Origin of the sequence: Paenibacillus sp. UMB7766-LJ446 (assembly GCF_030226665.1) — a bacterium.
Classification (GTDB): Bacteria; Bacillota; Bacilli; order Paenibacillales; family Paenibacillaceae; genus Paenibacillus; species Paenibacillus vandeheii.
The window spans coordinates 212,395-236,171 of the sequence record NZ_JASOYM010000012.1 but is presented as its reverse complement, the minus strand read 5'-3'; the positions used below and the strand labels follow the sequence as shown (position 1 = coordinate 236,171).

The 23,777-nt window shown below is 38.2% G+C and carries 20 protein-coding genes and 1 pseudogene; 17 read left to right on the top strand and 4 right to left on the bottom strand.

Annotated elements, in window-relative coordinates:
- The first annotated feature begins 86 nt into the window (after positions 1–86).
- From QP794_RS25740 to QP794_RS25715, 6 genes are all read left to right on the top strand, one after another.
- Positions 87–836, top strand: coding sequence for a hypothetical protein (locus QP794_RS25740; RefSeq protein ID WP_285079599.1), 750 nt, complete (start codon positions 87–89; stop codon positions 834–836).
- Positions 833–1,141 (top strand): EscU/YscU/HrcU family type III secretion system export apparatus switch protein, encoded by a 309-nt coding sequence (locus tag QP794_RS25735; protein WP_024630195.1) that lies wholly within the window; start codon positions 833–835, stop codon positions 1,139–1,141. The genes QP794_RS25740 and QP794_RS25735 overlap by 4 nt, the downstream gene beginning before the upstream one ends.
- Positions 1,135–1,533: a YraN family protein gene (locus QP794_RS25730; RefSeq protein WP_285079596.1), complete on the top strand. Its 399-nt coding sequence runs from the start codon at positions 1,135–1,137 to the stop codon at positions 1,531–1,533. Before QP794_RS25735 ends, QP794_RS25730 begins: the two co-directional genes overlap by 7 nt.
- Positions 1,534–2,046: 513 nt before the next feature.
- Positions 2,047–2,208, top strand: a complete 162-nt coding sequence (locus QP794_RS25725; protein WP_285079595.1) for a paeninodin family lasso peptide — start codon at positions 2,047–2,049, stop codon at positions 2,206–2,208.
- Between the two features lie 66 nt (positions 2,209–2,274).
- On the top strand, positions 2,275–3,486 hold the full coding sequence (locus QP794_RS25720) for a carboxypeptidase-like regulatory domain-containing protein (protein WP_285079593.1): 1,212 nt from the start codon (positions 2,275–2,277) through the stop codon (positions 3,484–3,486).
- Positions 3,487–3,753: 267 nt separating this feature from the next.
- On the top strand, positions 3,754–4,305 hold the full coding sequence (locus QP794_RS25715) for a nitroreductase family protein (RefSeq protein ID WP_285079591.1): 552 nt from the start codon (positions 3,754–3,756) through the stop codon (positions 4,303–4,305).
- Positions 4,306–4,528: 223 nt separating this feature from the next.
- Here the strand turns inward: QP794_RS25715 and QP794_RS25710 are convergent.
- Positions 4,529–5,230 (bottom strand): annotated as a pseudogene (locus QP794_RS25710) (ATP-binding protein); the annotation flags it as partial.
- A 486-nt stretch (positions 5,231–5,716) separates the two neighbouring features.
- Positions 5,717–6,481: a hypothetical protein gene (locus QP794_RS25705; protein WP_285079589.1), complete on the bottom strand. Its 765-nt coding sequence runs from the start codon at positions 6,479–6,481 to the stop codon at positions 5,717–5,719.
- A gap of 396 nt (positions 6,482–6,877) precedes the next feature.
- On the opposite strand from QP794_RS25705, the gene QP794_RS25700 reads away from it, so the two are divergent.
- The 9 genes from QP794_RS25700 to QP794_RS25660 all read left to right on the top strand — a co-directional run bounded on the left by QP794_RS25700 (position 6,878) and on the right by QP794_RS25660 (position 20,141).
- Positions 6,878–7,354, top strand: coding sequence for a hypothetical protein (locus QP794_RS25700; RefSeq protein ID WP_285079587.1), 477 nt, complete (start codon positions 6,878–6,880; stop codon positions 7,352–7,354).
- A 355-nt stretch (positions 7,355–7,709) separates the two neighbouring features.
- Complete coding sequence (locus QP794_RS25695; protein ID WP_285079585.1) at positions 7,710–8,777, top strand: GTPase; 1,068 nt, start codon at positions 7,710–7,712, stop codon at positions 8,775–8,777.
- A 364-nt stretch (positions 8,778–9,141) separates the two neighbouring features.
- Positions 9,142–11,112 (top strand): type I restriction-modification system subunit M, encoded by a 1,971-nt coding sequence (locus tag QP794_RS25690; protein WP_285079583.1) that lies wholly within the window; start codon positions 9,142–9,144, stop codon positions 11,110–11,112.
- Positions 11,109–12,473: a restriction endonuclease subunit S gene (locus tag QP794_RS25685; RefSeq protein WP_285079581.1), complete on the top strand. Its 1,365-nt coding sequence runs from the start codon at positions 11,109–11,111 to the stop codon at positions 12,471–12,473. The genes QP794_RS25690 and QP794_RS25685 overlap by 4 nt, the downstream gene beginning before the upstream one ends.
- On the top strand, positions 12,470–15,493 hold the full coding sequence (locus QP794_RS25680; RefSeq protein ID WP_285079579.1) for a type I restriction endonuclease subunit R: 3,024 nt from the start codon (positions 12,470–12,472) through the stop codon (positions 15,491–15,493). Before QP794_RS25685 ends, QP794_RS25680 begins: the two co-directional genes overlap by 4 nt.
- Before the next feature lie 182 nt (positions 15,494–15,675).
- Positions 15,676–16,401, top strand: a complete 726-nt coding sequence (locus tag QP794_RS25675) for a hypothetical protein (protein WP_285079578.1) — start codon at positions 15,676–15,678, stop codon at positions 16,399–16,401.
- A 119-nt stretch (positions 16,402–16,520) separates the two neighbouring features.
- Complete coding sequence (locus tag QP794_RS25670) at positions 16,521–18,008, top strand: tyrosine-type recombinase/integrase (RefSeq protein ID WP_285079577.1); 1,488 nt, start codon at positions 16,521–16,523, stop codon at positions 18,006–18,008.
- An 18-nt stretch (positions 18,009–18,026) separates the two neighbouring features.
- Complete coding sequence (locus tag QP794_RS25665; RefSeq protein WP_285079575.1) at positions 18,027–19,151, top strand: tyrosine-type recombinase/integrase; 1,125 nt, start codon at positions 18,027–18,029, stop codon at positions 19,149–19,151.
- 24 nt (positions 19,152–19,175) lie between these two features.
- Positions 19,176–20,141 carry a tyrosine-type recombinase/integrase gene (locus tag QP794_RS25660; RefSeq protein ID WP_285079573.1) on the top strand — a complete coding sequence of 322 codons (966 nt, stop codon included), beginning with the start codon at positions 19,176–19,178 and terminating at the stop codon, positions 20,139–20,141.
- A 190-nt stretch (positions 20,142–20,331) separates the two neighbouring features.
- Here the strand turns inward: QP794_RS25660 and QP794_RS25655 are convergent, their stop codons facing one another.
- The gene (locus tag QP794_RS25655) at positions 20,332–20,916 is read right to left on the bottom strand and encodes a hypothetical protein (protein WP_285079572.1); all 585 of its coding nucleotides are present in this window, start codon (positions 20,914–20,916) and stop codon (positions 20,332–20,334) included.
- A 501-nt stretch (positions 20,917–21,417) separates the two neighbouring features.
- On the opposite strand from QP794_RS25655, the gene QP794_RS25650 reads away from it, so the two are divergent.
- Positions 21,418–21,942 (top strand): hypothetical protein, encoded by a 525-nt coding sequence (locus tag QP794_RS25650; RefSeq protein ID WP_285079571.1) that lies wholly within the window; start codon positions 21,418–21,420, stop codon positions 21,940–21,942.
- Positions 21,943–22,047: 105 nt separating this feature from the next.
- On the opposite strand, the gene QP794_RS25645 is transcribed toward QP794_RS25650, so the two are convergent.
- Complete coding sequence (locus QP794_RS25645) at positions 22,048–22,440, bottom strand: hypothetical protein (protein WP_285079569.1); 393 nt, start codon at positions 22,438–22,440, stop codon at positions 22,048–22,050.
- A gap of 316 nt (positions 22,441–22,756) precedes the next feature.
- Here QP794_RS25645 and QP794_RS25640 point away from each other — a divergent pair, with 316 nt between their 5' ends.
- Entirely contained in the window at positions 22,757–23,776 is a 1,020-nt protein-coding gene (locus QP794_RS25640; protein ID WP_285079567.1) for a toll/interleukin-1 receptor domain-containing protein, read from the top strand.
- Position 23,777 lies beyond the last annotated feature (1 nt).

Genomic DNA, 23,777 nt, shown 5'->3' with positions numbered 1-23,777 from the left:
CCACAGCCGCACTGGCACAGCCCGGTGCGGCGACACAGGCCGCCCCTGCATCGCAGGGCGGCCAGGCGGCTGCGGCTGCCGGAGGCGTGCCGCAGCCTTTGCCAGCCGGCGCGGATGCGCTGCCGGCTGGCGGTAGTGCCGCAGCACCTGCGGGAGCTGCGGCGGCGCCTGTCACCCACGAGGGGGACCCGTGGGTCGGGCGCGTGTTGAAGCTGCTCGGTGCGGAGCACGAGCAGCAGGCAGTGCACGGCGCGGCTGCGCAGGCGCGCGTGGGGGATGTGGCGAGTCCGGGAACCGCGGACTCGCTGAAGGGCTTGCTGTTGCAGCTTGCCAGCAGCGACGGTGCACCGGCGGCCCTCAAGGATGCCGCCGGACAGGCTGTGCAATTTCTGACAGGTCAGCAGTTATTGCTGACAACGGATCGCAGTGCTGCTTTTGCCCAGATGCACTGGTTTATCCCCATTACGGGACCCGATGGAGAAGAGACAGCTTCCGTCCAGATTCAATCACGCCGGGGGCAACGCGGGGAGCTGGATGCTTCCAACTGCCGCCTATGGTTCGATCTGGATATGAAAAGTCTCGGTCCAACGCTGGTGGATGTGCATGTTGTCAATAATATTGTCAGTCTTCGCGTCCTGAATGATCGTGAAGGAATGGGATTGCTTCTGGAAAGTGGGCGTGAAGAGATCCACCGGGCGTTGGACAAGCTGGGCTATCAGCTGCTGACCTTCAAGGCAGAACCATGGCCTGTGGGCCAGGAACCGGGTGCTGAACGGAAAATGACTGCCTCGGACTACAGTCCTGAACGATACAAAGGGGTGGACATGCGGGTATGAAAGAGGATTCGCAACCGGACCTGATCTCCAAAAAGGCCGTTGCATTAAAATATGTACCTGGTGAGAGTGAAGCGCCAGTTGTGGTGGCCAAAGGCCGTGGCAAAGTGGCAGAAGCCATTTTGGATAAAGCCAAGGAAAATGGTGTTCCTGTTCAGGAGGATGCTGCACTTGTCGAAGTGTTATCCAAGCTGGATCTGGATGAACAGATTCCGTCGGAGCTATATCAACTGGTGGCCGAAGTGTTAACCTATATTTATCGAGCCGACCGTCTGGCTTCTGGACGAGAGGAAGAGGATTCATGGTAGAGCGCAGATCAGATCAGGGTCCAGCTTCGAAACTGACACGTCAGCAAAAAGGACGATTGGGTGAAGAAGCTGCTTGCGACTGGCTTCGGGAGCATCATTATCGGATTCTCCGTCAAAATTGGCGTTGCCGAAGCGGAGAGATTGATATCGTTGCTGTCCATGAAGGCATGATTATTTTTATTGAAGTCCGGAGTAGAAGCGGAACTGGAAAGTATGGTACACCCCAGGAGTCGGTAGATATCCGTAAAATACAGCAGGTACGTGCAACCGCATCTGTATATTTGCAAATGACGGGAGAGACAAATCATCAGATCCGTTTTGATGTGATCGCAGTCATGCTGGATAAAGCAGGCGAAACCGTCTCGCTCGACCATATTATAAATGCATTTTGAGCTGCTACTATATACGCGATTTTTCAGCTGTGTTAACCCACGAGAAAGACACTAGAAAAAGTGTCTCTCTCGTGGGTTATTTTGATTTGGAACCGGTTAGAGAAAAAAAAAGAACTTAAGAGGAGCAATACATTACATTACATTTCATTTCATAATTTAGATACATTTTGTATCTCTTTACTGGTAAAAATATTTCTTTATCCCCGTTGTTTTTACTCCCTTTTCTGATTGTAAACAAGCTATATCTAATAAATAATTTTCTGAATAAAAGCTCAAACGATATGTTTCAATCCAGTCTATGATACTAAGTTACCTGTTATAAAGTGCCCTCTTTCTCCTTACCATGTATATGTCCTATTCAAAGTTCGTTTTAATTCTATAAACAATGCAGCTTCGTTGTGTTCTAACTTGTTTCTAGCAGACGAAGAGATTAAAGTTCTTAAAATAAATAGATACAAAATGTATCATTTATAATAAAATGAGAAAAGAAAATTAAAAAAAGAGGTGTGAACTATGAACGAAATTCAATCTGTCGCAGCAACGAAAGAGAAACTGGTGTGGGAGACCCCTCGCATGGAAGTGCTGGATATTAGTGAAACCATGAACGGCGGTGAAGGAATTTGGCAATATGTATGGGGTGGGGAGTTTTGGAAGCTCGAAATGCTAGTTAGTTAGATAGATATAACGATCTCATATTGCCTTAGGACTTACTACTATATTTGGATGAGGTGAACGATTGTCATGAGTAATCAATGGAAATGGATAGTTCGTTTAAGCGTATTATTATTATTTTCCGGAGTGTTTGGTCTGCTGCTTTCTGGAACTACATATGCTGCATCCAAAGATGCTTCTGTGGAGGGGCAAGTTAATCGTCTTGCTCAAACTTCGAAAATTTATGGGAAAATTACTGATAACGATGGTTTTCCAGTGAAAGATGCGAATGTAAATATTACGCAGCAAACGGGTGGGGCACAAAAACAAATAGTAAAGACCGATTCCCAAGGAGATTTTCGTTTTGAAACGGCTATAAGTGAAAGCACTGATTTCTCCATTAAAGCGGTAGCCAAGGGATACTTGGATTCAGGAATGAATTTTAGTTATGTTACCTTGAGTCCGGGGGATACAAAAGAAGTGAATTTAGTACTCTTTGAGCCAGCCACCATCGTAGGTACAGTGACTGACCAATCGGGAAAACCTATTGTGGGTGCGATTGTAAAAGCGACAACGGTAAGCCAAACAATTAAAACAGACAAGAATGGAAACTACGCCATCACGGGGATTAACGCATATCAGACCCAAAACATTAATGTTGAGGTCAATGCGAATGACTATGTTCCTTACACGAAATATGTGACAGTATCCTATGGAACTACGAATAAATTGAATTTCTATCTGCAAGAGGCTGCAGCTATAAACGGCTTGGTCATCGATGAGAGTGGAAAGGGGATCATAGGCGCCAAAGTGACAATCAATGGTTTACAGACAACAACAGACAAACAAGGGAAGTATACGATGAAACAGCAGCTTCCGGGAACAAGCACAATCTCTGTTGAAGCGGATGGTTATATCAAGCAAACGATTAGGGTAACTTTGGTCAAAGGACCTAACAATGCATTTGATTTTATTCTCAAGAGTAATGTGGACAAAACCCCGCCTGTAACCAAATATGCTTTAGTTCCTCTAACAGAGGTATCCAACGGGAAACAATATATTAATGGATTTAACTTCAAGTTAAAGGCAACGGACGAAGTTAACGGATCAGGCTTGAAAATGACCCAGTACAGAATCAATGGAGGGGAATGGCTCACGTTTACCATACCAATAAAAATTTATGCACCTGATGTCAAAACAGTGGAGTATTTCAGTACAGATGTCGCCGGCAACCAGGAGAAAATAAACAAAATGGATTTTGTGAATGGGAAGTTTGAAGGAGCAGGGTCATACCCGTATTGATTAAATAGCTATTTATAATGAAGAAAGGCGACGTTGACTTTATGAATCCCTTCACGGGGTAAGAGTCGGAGTCGTCTTTTTGCATCCGAAATGACCAGAACGAAATAATGTTGTCAGCATTCCTTTGAATCCTATGAACCGATCAGTGTATAATCAAGATTGTAATCCAGTTTTGTTGTACCGTTTGATTTTTCATAAATGAGTCGATTCACATCGCAGGTTTGAACTGCGGTCACGGATAATTTTTATAATCTGGGAGGCATGGTCATGAGTAAATCTACCCAAACGGGTAACGCTGTAAGAGAAGCCATTGAAAACCGTCGCACCGTCAAAAAATTTAAAAAAGAAGCTGTTCCCACACAGCAGATTATTGATCTGTTGGACACAGCCGTATGGGCACCCAATCACAAATTGCGTGAGCCTTGGCGTTTTTTGTTATTTAGCGGAGATGGACTGAACAAGCTGGCAGACGCCATAGATGCAGAGATGGGTGAGGATAACAAGTTCTCTGCGAATATCAAGCAAGTCCCATCCGTTATGCTTGTAGTCATGGAAGAAGATCCGCGCCAGAATGTCTGGGATGAAGATTTTGCAGCAGTGAGTGCGTTGGTACAGAACTTCCTACTCGCGGCATGGAGTGAAGACATCGGAACATTCTGGGTAACCAAGCCTTTCCTGTACGGACCCAAATTCCGTAAGTCCCTTGGCATTCAGGCTGGGGAAAAAATTATCGGCATGGTTTACATGGGGTATCCAGAGGTTATTCCTTCTGCCAAAGAACGTACACCAGCCAAGGAGAAGCTGACTATATTTGAATAATTAATATCTTTTCGGCTATACATTCGAATGTAATTCTCTATGCAAATACCCTTGCACGTTCCCTCTAGTACGGAGGAGACATACTTGCAGGGGTATTTGTTTTGTTTTAATTTATGAAACATTAGATTTAAAATCTACTGTTATCGCGCTTGAACCCGATCATAGTGCTGAATGGTGAGGACATATATTCCCCTTAAAGCTTTTATTGCTGGAGTGACCTCTCTTAAAATAAATTCAAATCCAACTGGCGATATTGTATCGCTTCAGCCACATGAGCTGTCAAAATTACGCCATTATGGTCCAGGTCGGCGATCGTCTGGGCCATTTTAATAATTCGATCATGTGCACGCATGCTCAGGTTCAATGCTTGCAGTGTCTGCTGGAGCAGATTGTCTGCTTCATCAGGCAGACGAATCGTTCGACGCAGAAGGGTTCCTGATAGCTGGCTATTCCAGCGAACTGAACTGTTCGCATATCGGGCAGCCTGAATATGATGAGCGTGAATGACTTTGGCCTGCATTTCCGCAGATGAAGGAGAAGCGCCAGCCTTGCGCCACTCACCTGGGGGAGGCACTTCGACCTGAAGGTCGATTCGGTCCAGCAGGGGACCGGAAATTTTGGCACGGTACGCGGCCACGCGTGCAGGACTGCATATACATCGTTGTTCCTCAGACTGGGCAGAGAGATATCCACAAGGACAGGGATTCATAGAGCAGGCGAGCATAAATTGTGCTGGAAATGTGAACGCGGCTCGCGCACGGCTTATGGTGACTTTGCGATCCTCCAATGGCTGTCTCAATACTTCAAGGACTTGCCGCTGAAACTCGGGCAGCTCATCCAGAAACAATATACCCCGATGGGCAAGGCTAACTTCCCCCGGCTTGGGGATTCCGCCGCCTCCAATTAGCCCTGATGTCGGAACAGTAACTAAAAGGGTGGAGACTTTTTATTATGTAGAACATCAAAAGGGAATCGATAACCATATGCTACATATGATGTAAGTTGAAAAATAATAAGGTAATAAAGCTGTTCAAACACTATCACGTTTTAATCATATTCATGTTCAGACGAGCGAAGAGGGTTGTGAGATGATTAGTAAAGTAGTCGAAGGGATCTAAATAGAGGTTAAGTAAATAACTGTGAAGGATATATTAAAAAAGGTGGCTCGGGGTCACCTTTTTTTAACGAAATAGTTATGGCACAGCCCATCCTAAAACTATGCAATAAAGTACTTGCGACTTATAGTACATGTTTTATTATCATAATTTTGCGGGCTGTTGATACACCTTTTTATAAGGGAAGGATACTTGCCAATGCGCTTTTTATTAATGACTCAGCGTTTCGATTGAATCAAAATTGGAAATTCAGACATAAACTCTAGAACGAACGTTATGATTCAGAAGAGTTTCATTTACCTTGCATCCATTGAGATACCACTTAGACCTAAGGTAGATAAGATATTAATGACCTCTAACATAGCAGACTCAACTTCTTTTTTATCGCCCATTGTATCTGAACTGATACAAATAGAAACAATTCGGTCTATGTGTGAACGATGTTCTCGATAACCAATAATGTTTTCTTTCTCGCATCTTAAATCTGGGAAACTTATTAAAGCCCATGCTATCATCAAAGTTATGTACCATTCATAATAATATTCTTTTATGTAATCTTTAGTTTTAAATGTACTTCCAATTTTGCTACACATCTCAAGTTCAATATTCTCTACATTATATACCCTTGCAATTCGTAGCACGTGTGGATGGCTAAATAATTCAATAATCCTGCCTTGAATATTACTACTACGATCACGTTCATCATGTACATTAGGCATTGAACGAGCAATATAGTTTGCTTCCCCTAATTCATGTATGAATATACTCTTGATTTTACTTGTATCAATAGTAGGCTTAAGCTTTATTGTAATGTCTTTTTTATATTCTTGAGTAAATGCAGTATATGTCACATCGTCAGTTGAGCTTATTTCAAATTTTAATTCTTTTCCATATTGAACTATAGAATCATTGACCTCCTTTAATAAATCTATAGCCTCTGGAGTTTGATTAATAAACTCAGTCCGTATTGAATCACTTGCTGCGTTTTCTTTTTCATTCATGTTTCCGTTGCATGATGTATATGCCAAATCAAATATTTCTCTTAATGATGTAGTAGTCATGTATTGTCCACCTTTTTCTTATTCTATTTAAAATATTATGAATTATTTAAGTTGAATTCTATCTATTTCGTGATTTTTTACGTAGATGATTTACATCTCTTAATTTAATTCTACCACAACCATACACACGTTTTCACAAAGATCATCTCGGGCTGCAAAAGTTTCGTAGAACAACTTTGCTCAACTAAAAATCCGGTTGAATCACTATATGAAAATGAAGAGATCATACAAAGCCTTGCAAGTATTATTTATTAAGTAATCTAATAAAAAACCGTGAACATATTAGGTGTTTTCATTATTTTAATTTTCACCAAAACTTACTTACAAAAGATGTACATTTTTGAATTTTCTAAGTATTATTTAGTTGATTACTTAATACTTAGTGGGGGATGTAAAATGAACAATGTCTGGTTGATGAAAACCTTTAAAGATTGGTCAGTTCGTTTTTTGGAGTCGACGCCTCCTTTTATTGCTATTGATGAGGAGGGTATCGATACCGATTATGGAAGTATGTCTCAAAAGCAGCGTCAACACTTACTTGATCAACTAAAGGAAGTTAATCCCTCAAGACATTATGGGCATATTAAGCGTTTCTTCGACGATTTTTATGACGAGGCTGGGGATAACGATTTGCTAGTTCTTGGTACTGGAAAAACCACGAAGTTCTTTGTTACTGCCATTGTTAGGCTTAAGAACAATCCGTTTTTTTACAATTCAACAAATAGTAAAGATTCACGTCACCGTTTTACAGTGGAAATTTTGTGGAAAGGCACTCCTTTTGAAGTTCCCGAATGGGGGTGGGCAAACAGACTAGAAAAAATGGATACAACTGATCGCCTTAAACAATTTATAAAGATGTATACACAACTCTAGTAAGGAACAAAAACAATAAAAGCACTGATTAGTATCACAGAGAAAATAATTTAAATATTGATTCTGAACTAGAGATCTGGTGTACGATAAAATATCAAATATGAATTGCTTATTACAATGCTCACTCTTTAAATCGAGAGTTTGCTCTTTGAGAATTTATCACGCAAGAGTAATACAGTACTTAGCTGTATTCTTTTTGTAACTATATTCAGATAGCAAGAAGTTGGCAATCAATGATGGGTTGTAAGGGCGAATTATTCGAGGGAACGCAATGTATGATTCCAGAAAAACATGTTAGAATACTATCAATCCGTTGTTGATAATTTGTTGCTTTATAATTGGAAGGGGAATGATTGTGAGTAATACATTCAATAATATCAATGAGATTAAAGAAGAATTGCGAAGGCTTACGGAAGAAGAAAAAGTCAAAATTGCTTTCTTTGGACAACCTGGTGCAGGTAAGTCATCTCTGATCAATGAAATTGTCGGCGAGGAAGTTTCGCAAGTCTCTAGCTACACAGATACTACAGTTGATGCTGAGCCCTACGAATGGAATAATCTCGTTTTGATGGACTTGCCGGGATATGGTACGGAGATGTTCCCCAAAGAGACTTATTGGAATCAGTTTAATATCGATGAATATGATTTATTCTTGTGCGTGCTCTCTGGTAAATGGCATGATTCGGACACGGAATTTTTCAATAAGTTAAAGAATAAGGGGAAAGTTTGTATTTTTGTTCGTAATCAATCGGATAATCTTTTTGATAAGAGGAAGTCAATTGATCAAATTAAAGCAGAAATAAAAGTGGATATTTCTTTACAAATACATATTAAAACTGATGATTTTGAACTTATTTTTACGAGTTGCAAAACGGGAGAAGGTATTGATGAACTCATAAAAAAAATTGATGATTGTCTGGATAGTTCTAAGCGTGAATGTTGGGAGCGGAATGCCAAAGCTCATTCAATTGAATTTCTAACCAAAAAAAAAGAAGCGTGTTCTAGGTTAATTACATTAGCTGCAGGTGCTTCAGCACTGAATGGATTGAATCCAGTTATAGGTACTGACATTGCAATTGATATGGGGATTTTGGTTAACTTGTCAAAACAACTTCAGAAAAATTACGGGATCTCAGATGAAAAGCTAAAGGAAATGAGTCTTTTAAAAGAGTATGATCATATATTTCAGATCATAAATAGGGTTCTAAAATACGCTTCTACAGATGGAATTAATGCTGTGCTAAAAGCTATAATTAAAAAAGAAATTCCAAAAAAAATAGTGAAAATCATTCCTTTTGTTGGGCAAGCAATTTCAGCTACTGCTGGATTTGCTTTGACTTATTATATTGGTAAACAAATGAGAGATGACTTTCACACCCTTGCTGAGTCAATCTTAAAGAATGAGCTCGATGTTAATGCGTAATTACAATGTTTTTCGCAGTCGGCATAGTCACATAAATCTCTTATTTAAATAACTTCGAGAAAATCTGAGAGTTGATAATATTTTTATACCTTTGGTGTGGTTAAAGTCCTGGAATAAGATAAATGAGTTATAATATTATTAATGGACTTAAAAAGTCTCGGTGTTCCGAGGCTTTTTTAATATTGACTATAATTTTGAGTATTATATACCTCTGTATTAGCATCTTTTTGGTAGGAATATATTCACATAAGATAAATAGTTATAAAAATAATAAACCCTCGTATTTTGTCGAAAATGCAGGATTTATGAACAAGTACGTAGAAATTTAATGATTATATACAGAGAGAGATAAGGGAGATGTAACATGAATTTTTCAGATAAAGTCAGTTTGATTTGGAACATTGCAGAGCTTTTGCGCGGCGATTATAAACAATCCGATTACGGTAAGGTGATTTTACCTTTTACGGTGCTAAGACGTTTGGACTGCGCACTTGAAGAAAGCAAAGAAAAGGTATTGGATACCTACAAAACGATGAACGAACCACTATCCACAATCCAGAAGCGTATGCTTGAGAGAGCATCCGGTTCCACTTTTTATAATACAAGTCCCTTCACTCTACGTTCTATCCGCGATTTTCCGGGTATGCTTGCTGATAATATTAAGCAGTATATTCAAGGCTTTTCCGAAAATGCTCGTGAGATTATTCGATATTTTGACTTTGAAGCGCAAATTACCAAGCTTCAAGACGCCAATATTTTGTTCAACGTTCTTGAAGAGATGTTGAAAATTGATTTGCACCCAGATGTCGTTAGCAATATCGAAATGGGCTATATCTTTGAAGAACTCATTCGCCGTTTCTCAGAGCAGTCTAACGAAACTGCCGGGGAGCACTTTACACCGCGTGAAGTCATTCAGCTTATGGTCAATATTTTGTTCGAAGCTGAAAAAACGGCTCTTACGGGTGAAAAGGTTGTACGTAAGATATATGATCCAGCTTGCGGCACAGGTGGTATGCTTGCAGTGGCTTATGAATATCTTCGTAAACTCAATCCCACGATGAATGTTGAAGTATTTGGTCAAGAACTCAACGGTGAATCGTATGCGATTTGTAAATCGGATATGTTGCTCAAAGGGCTAAATGTGTCAAATATTAAATTTGGAAACAGCTTTACGCAGGACGGGTTGGAGAATGAAGAGTTTCATTATTTTCTCTCTAATCCACCGTTTGGCGTAGATTGGAAAAAGACGCAGAAAGATATTACAGAGGAACATAACAAAAAAGGCTTCAATGGTCGTTTCGGCGCTGGACTCCCACGTGTAAGTGACGGATCACTTTTGTTCCTTCAACATATGATTTCCAAAATGAAGCCGGGTGAAGGGCGTATTGCGATTGTTTTGAACGGCAGTCCTCTCTTTACCGGAGGCGCAGGGTCTGGTGAAAGTGAGATTCGTCGCTGGATCATTGAAAATGATTTGCTTGAAGCAATTATTGCACTCCCGACTGACTTGTTCTACAACACGGGTATTGCCACCTACGTATGGGTGCTCAGCAATCATAAATCTTCTAACCGTCAAGGCAAAGTGCAGCTGATTAATGCGATTGATTTTTATCAAAAAATGAGAAAAAGCCTTGGCAGCAAGCGGAAGGAACTCGGACAAGAGCATATTGATGATATCTTGAAGTTATATAGCTATTTTGAGGAGAGTGAACACAGCAAAGTTTTTGACAATGAAGATTTCGGTTATCGACGAGTTACAGTCGAACGTCCGCTACGTCTGAATTTCCAGACCACGTCCGATAGAATTGAAAAGCTAGAAGATCAAACAACTTTTGCTAAGCTCTCTTCTGTAGAGCAAGAAGCTATCAAAGATGTTATTAAAAGTATTGCTTCAGATCATTTGTATGTGAATCGCGATGAATTTGAAAAAGTGTTAAAGAAGCAAATTAAAGAAGCTGGAATTCCAATGAAAGCTCCAGTTTACAAAGCAATATTAGCCGCTTTAGCTGAGCGGGATGAAAACGCTGAAATTTGCTATGACGCCAAAGGAAACAAAGAAGCGGATACGGAGCTACGAGACTTCGAAAATGTACCGCTGAAACAAAGCATCTACGATTACTTCGATGCCGAAGTTCGTCCGCATGTGGAAGATGCTTGGATCAACGAAGATGTTCGTGACGAAAAAGACGGATCCTTCGGCAAAGTGGGCTATGAAATTCCGTTTACAAGGCATTTTTACCGTTATCAATCGTTACGACCTCTCAATGAAATTCATAACGAAATAAAAATGCTACAGAAGGAAATATTGATTGTGCTTGAAGAGGTAACACAATGATGGAAAATATGAAGAAGGCTGAGTTTAGGCAATATGAAATGTATAAAAACACAGGAATTGAATTAATAGATGAGATACCTTCCCATTGGAAGTTGTACAAAGCAAAATTTATTTTTAAGCATATAATTGAATATTCAAAAACAGGTGAAGAAGAGTTACTTTCTGTCTCCGAATATTATGGAGTTGCTGCGAAATCGGAAATGAATGAAGATTCTGAATTCCTAACGAGAGCTGCTACCCTTGAGGGTTATAAAAAAAATAATAAAAATGATCTAATAATAAACATTATGTTAGCTTGGAAGAAAGCTCTTGGTGTTGCACCAATAGATGGAATTGTAAGTCCTGCATATGCTGTTTTTAGAATTATTGATTTAGAAAAACATGATCCTCGTTTTTATCATTATTTACTAAGAACGGAATTGTACGCTACCGAGTTTAAAAGGTTTTCAACGGGTATTATTGATTCTCGATTAAGATTGTATCCTGAAAGTTTTAATAACATAATTCTATTAACTCCACCTTACACAGAACAAGTTGATATATCAAATTTCCTTGATCATGAAATAAATAAAATCGATGACACTATAGAAAAAAGTCGACAATTAATCCAACTTCTTAAGGAACAACGACTAGCGATCATCAACGAAGCGGTCACGAAAGGTCTCGATCCGAATGTGCCGATGAAAGATTCGGGAATCGAGTGGCTTGGCGCCGTTCCGGTGAATTGGGAAATTAAACGTTTGAAATTTATAGCCAATGTCCGCTCAGGTGTTACCAAAGGTAAAGATTTATCAGGCAAAGAAGTAATTGAATTTCCCTACCTTAGAGTAGCAAACGTTCAGGACGGATATATAGATTTATCAGATGTTGCCACCATACAAGTGGCGGAAGGGGAAGAGAAAAGATACCAGCTAAAATATGGAGATGTTTTAATGAACGAAGGCGGCGACTACGACAAATTAGGTCGAGGTGCAAAATGGGAGGCACAGATCGAACCGTGCCTTCATCAAAACCATGTCTTTGCTGTTAGACCAAATGACTTATCGTATTCGGATTGGTTGGACCTTATCACTTCAACTAGTTATGCTAAGTTTTATTTCATGTTGCATTCTAAACAATCAACCAACTTGGCTTCTATTTCATCTTTTAGCATAAAAGAGCTTCCCATTCTATTGCCTCCGCATAATGAACGAGAATATATAATTAAATATATAAAGGAAAAAACAATTAAAGTTGATACATTAATTTCGAAAGTAAGGCTTCAAATCCAAAAACTCCAAGAATACCGCCAATCGCTTATCAGCGAAGCTGTTACCGGAAAGATAAATGTCCGCAACTATGGAAAGGAGACACAAGAATGACCATCGATTATCGTGAAATCGTATTTGAATCTGCTATCGAATATTCCCTTCTTCGCCAAGGATACCTAAAAGGTATCCCTGGCGAGTTCAATGCTAAACTCGGATTATTCCGCTCACGACTCATTTTATTTTTGCAAGAAACGCAGCCCAAACATTGGGCTGCGCTTCAAACTATTTACGGGACGTCTGTCGAAAATAGTGTGATTCAGTCTATAATACGTGCTATACAAACACATCCCAAGGGGCTTATTGGATTTCTTCGAGACAGTGCACAAGGGAAATACAAAGATCGTGGTATTGAGCTACGGATGTTTTTCATGAAGCCGGATAACGATTTCAATCCTGATGCGGTCTCAAATTACGAGAAAAACCGACTTTCCGTAACTCGTCAAGTTCATTACAGCATTAACAATAACAATTCCCTTGATGTAGTCATCGATTTAAATGGATTTCCACTCATTACAATGGAGCTAAAGAACCCATTAACAGATCAAACCATTGAACATGCGATCCGTCAATATAAAAAGGATCGTGATCCGGCTGAGCCCATCTTTAGGTTCAATGAACGTTCACTTGTACATTTCGCGCTTGATACAGATGAGATACATATGACTACGGAGCTTAAAAAAGAAAAGACGTACTTCTTACCGTTTAATAAAGGTGATGGTTTTGGTAAAGGTAACCCGATTCATGAATCAGGTTATAAGACGACCTATCTATGGGAAGAAATTCTTCAAAAAAATAGCCTTTTTGATATCTTACAGCGATTTATTGAACTTAAAATTGAAGAAAACAAAAAAGATAAAAAAAAGAAAAAGAAACAACTTATTTTTCCACGCTATCATCAGCTTGATGCTGTTCGAAAAATCGCGGATCACGTCTTTACCAACGGGGCAGGAAATCGTTATCTGATTCAGCATTCCGCAGGTAGCGGAAAAAGTAATACTATTGCATGGACAGCTCACCAACTAGCTTCGCTCGCGGATCAAAATGGAAAAGCGATCTTTAATACGGTGGTTGTGATTACAGACCGGATTGTACTTGATTCACAAATCCAAGATACCATTCGCCAGTTTGATTCCACGCCTGGTTTTGTTGCTTATATTGATAAAGGCTCACAGCAACTAGCTGATGCGCTTAGCCGAGGCGCGAAGATAATCGCAACCACTCTCCAAAAATTCCCATTTGTAATGGGGAAATTGAACGGAATGCCAAAAGGATCTAAATATGCGATTATCATGGACGAGGCTCATAGCTCACAAACTGGGATGACCTCGACCAAAATGAAGGATATGCTTACGTATAAGTCACTCGAAGAAGCGGAAAGCGTGGACAAACGTGGCGAAGATCTTCTCGATGTAGATGATCAAATCGCTGAGGTGCTTGCTGCCTATGAGAGACGTCAAAACTTGAGCCTTTTTGCTTTTACGGCAACACCGAAGAAGAAAACGATGCAAACATTCGGCAGTAAAGACGAGGATGGTGACTATCAAGCGTTTCATCTCTATTCCATGCGTCAAGCGATCGAGGAAGGCTTTATTCATGATGTCCTCAAGAACTATACGACATATGATACGTATTTTAAAATTACTAAATTAGCAATTGAGGATCCTGAAGTGGATTCAAAAAAAACAAAACGAGCTATTGCCCGTTTTGTCTCCCTTCATCCGACCAATTTATCACAGAAAGCCGAAATCATTATTGAACATTTCCGTACGTTCACGAAAGACAAAATTGGCGGACAAGCCAAAGCGATGGTTGTTACATCTTCTAGGCTTCATGCGAAGCGTTATATGGACGCATTTAAAGTATATCTGTCTCAAAAAGCATATACTGACCTTCGTGTGCTCGTCGCTTTCTCCGGCAACGTTGAAGATCAGGAAATGGATGAAATCGTAACCGAAGCTGGCATGAATGGTTTTCCGGATACGCAAACCGCCGAAGTATTTGAAGAAGATGAGTACAAAATTATGATTGTAGCCGATAAATATCAGACAGGATTTGACCAACCACTGCTACATACGATGTACGTCGATAAAAAGTTAACAGGTATCAAAGCCGTTCAGACACTGTCACGTCTTAATCGAACGCATCCAGAGAAAAGTGATACATTTGTACTTGACTTTGTTAATGATCGTGAAACGATTCAGAAGGCGTTTCAACCGTATTACGAGCAGACTACGATCGACGAAGAAACGGATCCAAATCTGCTTTACGAATACCGGAGGCAACTTGATGAAACTCGGGTATATGAGGAAACCGAAGTTCAGGCACTCTGTGATATATTCTTTCAACCTAAAATGAAGCAATCAGCGACGGATCAAGCCAAGATCTATAAAATCCTGCAGACGCCGGAAAAACGGTTCAGGGCGATCTCAAAGGATCAGCAAGAAGATGTAAAGTCCATGATGAAAAAGTTCGTATCGATGTACCTGTTCCTCTCTCAGATGGTGGAATATGAAGAGGATATGAAACGCTATTTTACATTCATTCGTTTGCTGTATAAAAAGATTAGTGATCTAATGGGACAAACAGGTTGGGATTTTGACGGTGACCTCGTTGAACTGGAATATTATCGCATCAAAAAAATTGAAGAAGCACACATTGAGCTTGCAAAAGGAGCTAACGCACCTCTTACAGGGGGCTCAGGTGTCGGTGGTAAAAAGAAAGAGGATTACAAATACTTGTCTGAAATTGTCAAACAAATTAATGACCTTTTTGGTACGGATCTCGATGGCGAAATTATAAGTGGACAACTCTATGAAGTGGCTGAAAAGTTCGTAAGCACACCCGGTATGGAAGAACAGGTGGTTAACAATTCATACGAAGATTTCAAATATCCTTTCGAAAACCAGTTTATTGATGGTATTGTTGATTCATTCGAAGAGCAACGAGAACAACTTGAAAATGAGAATGACCAGCTTAATAAACTGGTTCAATTTGTTTCCTCAAGTGATGAAGGTTGTAAAATGATCAGTGATGCTGTCGGGAAAATTGTATATAACTTGCTAAAAAGGTGATATAGAAAGACGCATTTGATTATAAATGCGTCTTTTTGTAGTGATATTTGTTTCGGATAGATAGAGTAGAGTGATCTATGGTCCTGACCCTATAATCAACAACTTGTAGGATGAACAGCAAAAGTTAGAAAATAGGAATATTTGATGGCTTAAATCAATATTAATAGTGTGAGGTGATACATATGAGGAAGCAATTCTCGAAAACTTTCACTTGTGAAGAAGCAACTCTCGATAAATATAAGTGGATATACAACCGCTATAATTTAGCTGGAACAATAACACATAAAAGCTTTTTTTTACACTTACTTTCTAGATTTGAACTTGATCTATTGAATGACAAAGATCTGCATTCTCCGGAATTCAAAGCAGCGATTAATAAAAGTGCTGAGAATCCGATTTCTTATTTCACAAAAACTCAATCTGAGAGTGAGAATGAAGATAGAGTAGCAAAAGTTTTAAAAGAAGCTTTAAACAATGAACTTAAGAAGCATCCCGAACAATACAATGGCTTACTGGATCTTTGTATACAACTAGCTTCTAAAATTCTCTCATGCCAGACTAGTAATGAGAAGGCAATAAATTTGGGGAGGAAGATTTATTCAGCAGCGAGTGACAAAAAAAATGCCAGATCGTCTCTGACACTATCTAATATAATGGAATTAGAGAGTATTGGTTTCATTCCGATTTCTGATTTTTTTCCATTGTCCAACATAGTGCCGAAATCTGTAATTAAGTCATATGAAAGTTTAGAAAGGTGGAGCAAGCCTAGAAACAGTTTGACTAAGTTCTATAATAACTTTTTAAAAAAAATTGAATCATGTGAACTTGAGGATGAACTTAATAAAGTTTTGAAAAATTTAGATAAGGCACTGAACGACCCTGAATACGGAAAAACGGAAACCCTTTAATTACCAAAGAGCCGAATCGCTTGTATATCAAGCGATTCGGCTCTTTCCAATTATTGTATTATTTAAAACATAATCTAGTACTTTTCATTAATTATAATATCAATCAGGAGGTAAGATTAATGCACAAAAGACCTGATGAGATTTTTAGAGTAAGAGAAATGTGGTCTCCAGATGATATCGAAAGTTTGGAATTAAACTTCGGGAATTTTGCATGGAATGTTAATTCCACGCAAAAAAATTCAGAATTAGACATAAATTTTCCAGGAATATCCCATACTAATGAATATATCACCAACCAGATAGGAGAAATAGATATAGGAACCGTTTTTAACACCCTATACTTTGATGGGTTTGCAGAGGAAACATCACTTAAACCCATCGGCAAAAAAGCGATTAACGATTGGATTTGGGAGAACGTTGTATGTAAGCAAATCAAGTCTGCTTCTTTATGCAACTTTTTGAATAAGAAAAGAAAGAAGGTAAAGCCGGAAACTTTTGATTTAATTGTAGTACTAGCAATCGATTACTGTAATAAATGTGCTCTATTGCTAGAAAAAAAGATCGGCGAAGTTACGTCAGAAGATCTAAATGATTCAAGGATTGTTGATTTATTCATCCATGAATTTAATCAACAAAAATCTTCTGTAAAGCAGTGCTATTTGAAGCAGATTTTTAAGGCAACCTCTTTTCATAGGGTTGAATTAAAAATTAGTAAAAGAAAGAGAGAGGAGTTCATACATCCCCTTGTTCTCCGCTATCTGAAATATTGTAAGGATCAGGGGACGTTGGATAGCAGCTTATCAAACCTTTCATCACAATTAAAACGCGTATTAATTTGGCTTACTTCAGTGCCTTTAGACTTAAACTGTTACAGCATGAACGATATTCCTGTATGGGAAATCAATCATAGTCATTTGAAAGGCTATCGGAAGTATTTACAAAGAATGGTTGCAGAGGAAACGTACACGTTGAGAGGCGCGAGTCAACATATGGTTTATGTCACTTCATTCTTTCAGTATCTTTATGAAACTGAAGTTATTTCCAGTGATATAACCAGAGGTATTTCCAAAATCGTTTCTGATCCGTATGAATACCGAGATATACCGAAAGACGAGGAGATTAAAGCATTAATTAAGACCGTAATGCTTTACTCTGATAACCCTGTAGTTGAGTCATTATGTTACCTTTTAATGCTAAACATGGGGCTTAGAAATGTGGAGGTGGCAAATCTACAGTGGCAAGATATTAATCTAGAAACAAATATTCTTACAATAGATCAGCATCAATTGCCAATCCCAACAAGTATTACACGTTTGTTTGGAAAAATTAGTATTGCAAAAAAGGGATTGGTTTTTACTCAAGAACCCAGCAAGTATAAAGGGCAGATCTACAATAACTTTAAACTTTATAAACAAATTGCTGGCTGGAGATATGAAGGCGGAGTTCATTTGCTAAGACATACCTTTATTACCAGGATGGCTGAGTTTTTACCACCAATGGTTTTAAAAGAAGTCGCAAGACATGAGAGCGATAGAACGACTGCACTATATGTTCATATCAATGAATCAAAGTTAAGAGACGCCGTAAACACCCTGAAATTCTTATAAAAGAGAGGAAGAAAATGGATGAACAAAGCTGTGAAAAGAAAAAAAGGGGCAGTCAACGATGAGTTGGTCAATGCGATTGATCAGTTGATGAACAAGTATGATGTGACGCGTATCCGGTCTGTATTGTCGGCACGCCCGCAACTTATTCGTAACTTAGAAGGCAATAAAGTCGAATCTTCTGTCGCTCCAAAAACAATACAGCAAGCATTTGTTGATTTTGAATCCGGAGAAGATTTCCCATTGAAGGAATCATCAAAGAAAACCTATCGGTCGGAAATCAAGATTTTCTCGGGATACTGCGCAAATACTTTTGAGAAAGGCACCGAAACGGAGGTGAACGCTATCTTAAACAAACGGTTCATGGCAGAGTATTTAAGTCAGTGGACTAATGATAATACACGAAATAAAAAAGCTTCTTTTCTAAGATCATTTTTACATGCTGAGTGCAGAGAACTAATCATAAAAGATCAACTGGATTTAAAAAAACTGCTACCACTTGATACAGTTGATCATGACATTCCACTTTCTTTCACTCTCAAGCAAGCGCTTGAAATCGTTAATCTTTCACGGAGTGGCAACAACAATTTAAGAAATCATACTCTTATTACCACTCTCTTGGGAAGTGGAATAAGGGTAGGTGAAATTGTGATGCTTAAAACTGGTGACATCGATTGGGAAACTCAATCACTCTGGGTTCATCCAATGAAAAAAGGACTTAAAGCAAGGGAAAAACGAAAAATTAATAATAAAGCACTTGAAGTGCTCTCTGCTTTTACAAACTTCACCTATGGGTATGTAATGAAGGATTTGGAGGAAAGCGAGTACAATGATCTTTTTATTTTCTCTAAGAATGGAGGAAAAAGTCATTTAAGCGTGCGTACCATTCAAGAGATTGTTAAAAATCTGATTTATAGATGTAAAACAATTTCTAAGGAAGATAAAGAACGATTTAGCACGCATACAACACGGCATACATTTGCGATGCAATTACTAGATGCTGGAGTGAATTTTTACACCATTTCTGAATTGTTGGGACACGACAGCTTCGCATCTACAACAAGGTATCTGAAGCTTTTCGATGAGCAACTTGTTCAAGCTGTTGAAAAGCACCCATTCTCTCACACGTCGATATTTGCGAAATAAATTAAATAAAACAAAGGATGTGTAATGATGATTTTTAAACAACAACTAATGAAAGACATTTTAATTGATTCACATTATGTGAAAGACTGGTTGAAATTTGCTCGTCTTAAAGATTCGACAAAGAAGAATCAATTAACCTATTTAAGAAGGTTCGAGAGATTTATTATCGAACAATCTGAGGAGGTATTGGAAGAAGTCGATTTTAATAAATTCTATTTTTACGAAGACGCGGGCGAATTCGGTCCAATAGATCCCCTTTTTATTGACGAATATTTTGAAAGGAGCTATGAAGATTTGACCGATCACGGTCAATATAACAATATTTGCGCAATAAAGGGGTTCTTCACATTTTTAAAGGATATGGATTTGATAGCTACAAATCCTGTAACTTTAGTTAGCAATACATTTTACAAGCCTGTGAGGCGCGATAGATCATTAAGCAATGACCAATGCAATAAATTAATGCTGGCTGCGAACGAGTTAGAACCGTTTACAAAGCAGTATGCTGTTCTTTTTCTTCTTGAAATAACATGTGGACTTAGAGCAAAAGAGCTTATAATGCTCAAAAAGTCGCAAATTGATTTTCAAAGAAAATGCATATTTATTAATAGAGGTCAAAAAACCTCAAAAAACACGGTATTTATGCATTCGACTCTTTGTCAAGCTCTTTACGAGTACATTAACCATCCCCATTGGTTAACTTGGAGCAATGGGGAAGATCGGGAGATTTTCTTTTCGAACAATCAACCTCTTAACTATCAGAAGCTCCGAAATGTATTGGATTTAATTGTCAATAAAGCGAAGATGGAAATTGGTTTAACTCCACACCAACTTCGGCACACAATGGCGCGATTGATGTTTGAGAGTGGTATTGACATAATCCTAATTCAACGGCAATTACGTCATAAGAGAATCGCAACTACGTTTCGTTATTTGCCCCCATCAACCAGCCTAACTGAATATATGGAGAAAAATGCAATCGAAATATGACAAAAGCAGCCGAATATGTTATCGGCTGCTTTTACAAAATCGTTCAACTTTTATCCTTCTGTATAATAGCTTAGCATACGGTATACAGTATCTGAACCGATCTGTCTCTTCCAGCGTAAAAAGAGATTCAAGAAAGCCAATTATGCCTTCAATTGCATTAAGTTCGAAGACTCTTAAAATCACTCCATCTTCATTTGACGCGTAGCTTCGACTGAGGTAAACAATATGTCCTATCATGAGGTATTAAATCAATAATAAGTTTCTCAATGTTTTGAGTATCTCGATACCTTGCAAAAATATCATCCCCTGCTTTCCATCCGATAGGCATGGAATTTTTAGATAATTTTGCATTTTCATCTTTGTGGATAGTTGCAGTCCAGTAACAATCATTTAAACAATTGTAAATAAATTGCTCAGAAAAATTATTATCTTGGTTTAGAAAATACTTCTTAGCTTCTTCTTCGCATATGTCTCTAATATGTTTGGTTTTTGGTACTATGTGTTCAAATATCAGAGATCCTTTTTCCCATTTCCCTGGTTTAAGCAATTCTAACGCTCGCTGACTAACATAATCGGACGTATACCTCCAATCTTGTTTACTTCTGTCAAAAAACTTCCGGATAATTTCTGTATTAAGATTAGACAAAAATTTAGTTCTACCTTCCCGCATACCCCCCATATATAAGTCATCGTCAAATGGCAAGGTCTTTAGAAAGCGAAAATATATTTCTGACATTAACTCTATAGTTTTTTCTCTTGAAATCAGAATTAACACCTACTTTGCAGATGATGAAAGCACCTGATAATCAGTATATTCATTTTCACTTACTTATAATAGACTTTTGTGAGGAACGACAGAATAAAAAGACCCCATTTAGTTTCGTCCCCTATGGTTAAAGATCTCAGAAAGAATCACTCATGATTTTTGCTACAGAAACGACAGAGTCAGGGCAAACTTACTAAGCAATATGACTCAAATTCAGTAGAATTAGAAACCTTTTTTATTTCTAAGGATTCTCTAATAAGACAATTCCCCAACATTATGAAACTATGAATTAGAAATGGTTTTTTGAACCCTCAATCGACATTTATTCTGAAAACAAATAACTCCTGTCATAATCTTAAGTCACTGTTTGTGAAAAGTTTTTCTATGACAGTAGCTCCAAAGTTATAAATCTTTAGGAACAGTAAAATCATGTAACAAGCAGATAGGAAATCATGTCTTCTAGAATACATAGTTATATAAATAGTTTACAAAAGAAGGTGATTTTCTGGAATGTCAAAGTCAGACACTGAAAGTGAACATGCTAAGGAATGCTATGCTTATTTTGGGCTAGCTGTGTATTATTCTCAAGTTTTGGAGCATCAATTGGTTAATATGATTATTTTATTAAAACGATCGCAAGGGCTTCTTCCTACAGAAAGTGACTTCGATGTTCTTTATATTCAAAGATCAAAACGCACACTAGGTAATTTAATATCTGAAATAAAAGAGTTGTTTCAACTTCAAGAGGATGAAAAAAACGAATTAGAAGAAGTATTGAGGCAAAGAAATTTTATAGTGCATGATTATTTCAAAGAGAAGATAGCACTAACGCTTACCGAAAGTGGAAGAAATGAATTGGTTAATGAACTCCAACGGTTTGTTGAGCGAGTGAGAAATATAGATTCTCGACTTGAGGTTTATTCAGATAGGATGAGGAAAAGTGTAGGGTTAACCGATGAAATGTTAGAAAATGAATTAAAGATAATACGTAATGAAGTAGGATTAGATGAAAGAGAAGACTCATCTATAGATTGAACCTTAGAACATCCATTGATCAAAGACTATCAACAGGGATCGTGCTTACGATCCTTTTTTCTTTAACGTTTTTTGGTCGCAAAATTAACAATTCGATCGGTTAATCTAGCTGTATTCGTTCTCAATCCAAGGTTGAATTTCTCCAGGGTTTTTAAATATCTTCTTGGGCACAGCATCTACAAATAAGTAAAATTCATAATCACAATCATTAATTTTTATATCAATGATTGTTTCCCCAATTGAGAGCCTTATTTGGAACCGGTGTATTCTCTGATAGCCAAGTCCCCGCTCTATAGTCCATTTTTGTAATTGTAAGAAATAAGATTCTGCAACTTCCATAGAATCAGATGCAAGTTCGAATAGGCGAGAAATAAAAGCATTATATATAACAGAATCACCATGGTTTTTCCACCAAGAAAAATTAAGGGACACAAGCTCTTTGGAGATTTTGTTGGTATTCATCTTCTTTTTTTTAGTAGGTTCTAATTCTATATCCATTATAATTCGCTCCCTGTAAAGTTCTATTGAAGTCATAGTTTCTCAATGAGGTAAGACATATCTGAATCATTAATGTGGTCTCTTTCCTCTCTTTTATATAATGATAGTATGTACCATATGGAGGACAGTTATTCTGGTACTAGACCTTTGAAATAAATAACGGTTTAGGAAGGCACGTTCATAATTTTGAAAAAAGAAGTACCAGCTGTTTTTGCAGGTATTAAAAGGTAAATTTCGAGTGACTAGAAACGAATGTTTGTTCTATAATCAAGAGGAGATCTTACATATATTTTATAGTGAAAGAAGGTTTGTGGCAGTGGATAATCGGAGACCAACCGCTTTTATAAGTTACAGCTGGGATGGTGAGGAACATGAGAAATGGGTTCATGACCTGGTCAATCGTTTGCGTTCTGATGGCAGCGGAGTTGAAGCCAGTTTTGATAAATTTGAGCTTTATGATAAAACAGTAAATTTGAATCAAATGATGGTTAACGCAATAAAGAGTAACGATTATGTGATTGTTGTTCTGACTGAAAATTATAAGAATAGAGCAGATGGTTTTCTGGGGGGAGTGGGTTTCGAAGCCGAGATGCTTTTGGCTGATTTACGAAGAAATCGGGATAAGATCATCCTCGTAATGCGGCACAACGGAGATTTCGAGAGCGTATTCCCTTCGTACTTTCGTGACTATTATGCAATTGATTTTTCAGATGGCAAACAATTTGAAAAGAAATTTGACGAACTTGTAAACAGGATTTATCGTCATAATTCATATGAAAAAGCACCACTGGGATCGATGCCAAGTTTTTTAGCTTCAAATGTGCAGCCATCATCGTTAGTAGAAGAGCCGATACCTCAACCGATCAAGAAAGAAACAAACATTTTTGAATCATTTTCAACTCTTGAAATACCAAAGTCGTTTACCGATTTGGATAAAGAGGAATTTCTTCGGTCGAGTTATGATGAAATAATGAATCAATTTAATGCATTATTTGATCATGTTAAAACACAGACACCTGGCTTCACGTATCAATTAGACGTAGAAAACGCGCGGAAACATATTTATAGGCTGTATATTCATGGTCAACATAAAACAAGCGTGAAGATGCTACTCGGAAGTGGTTTTGGCAACCATCATTCGATTAATTTTTCTTTTGGGAATCAGTCCATGTTTAGTGATAATTCTTTTAATGAGATGCTTTCAATTGAGGAAAAAAATAACCAACTGAATCTAAGGATGTTAATGAGTTTCCGTCACAATGATACTTTCGTTAAGCCAACTGATATTGTAAAAAGAATGTGGGAAGATCACTTGTTGCCTTATCTAAGAAATTAGT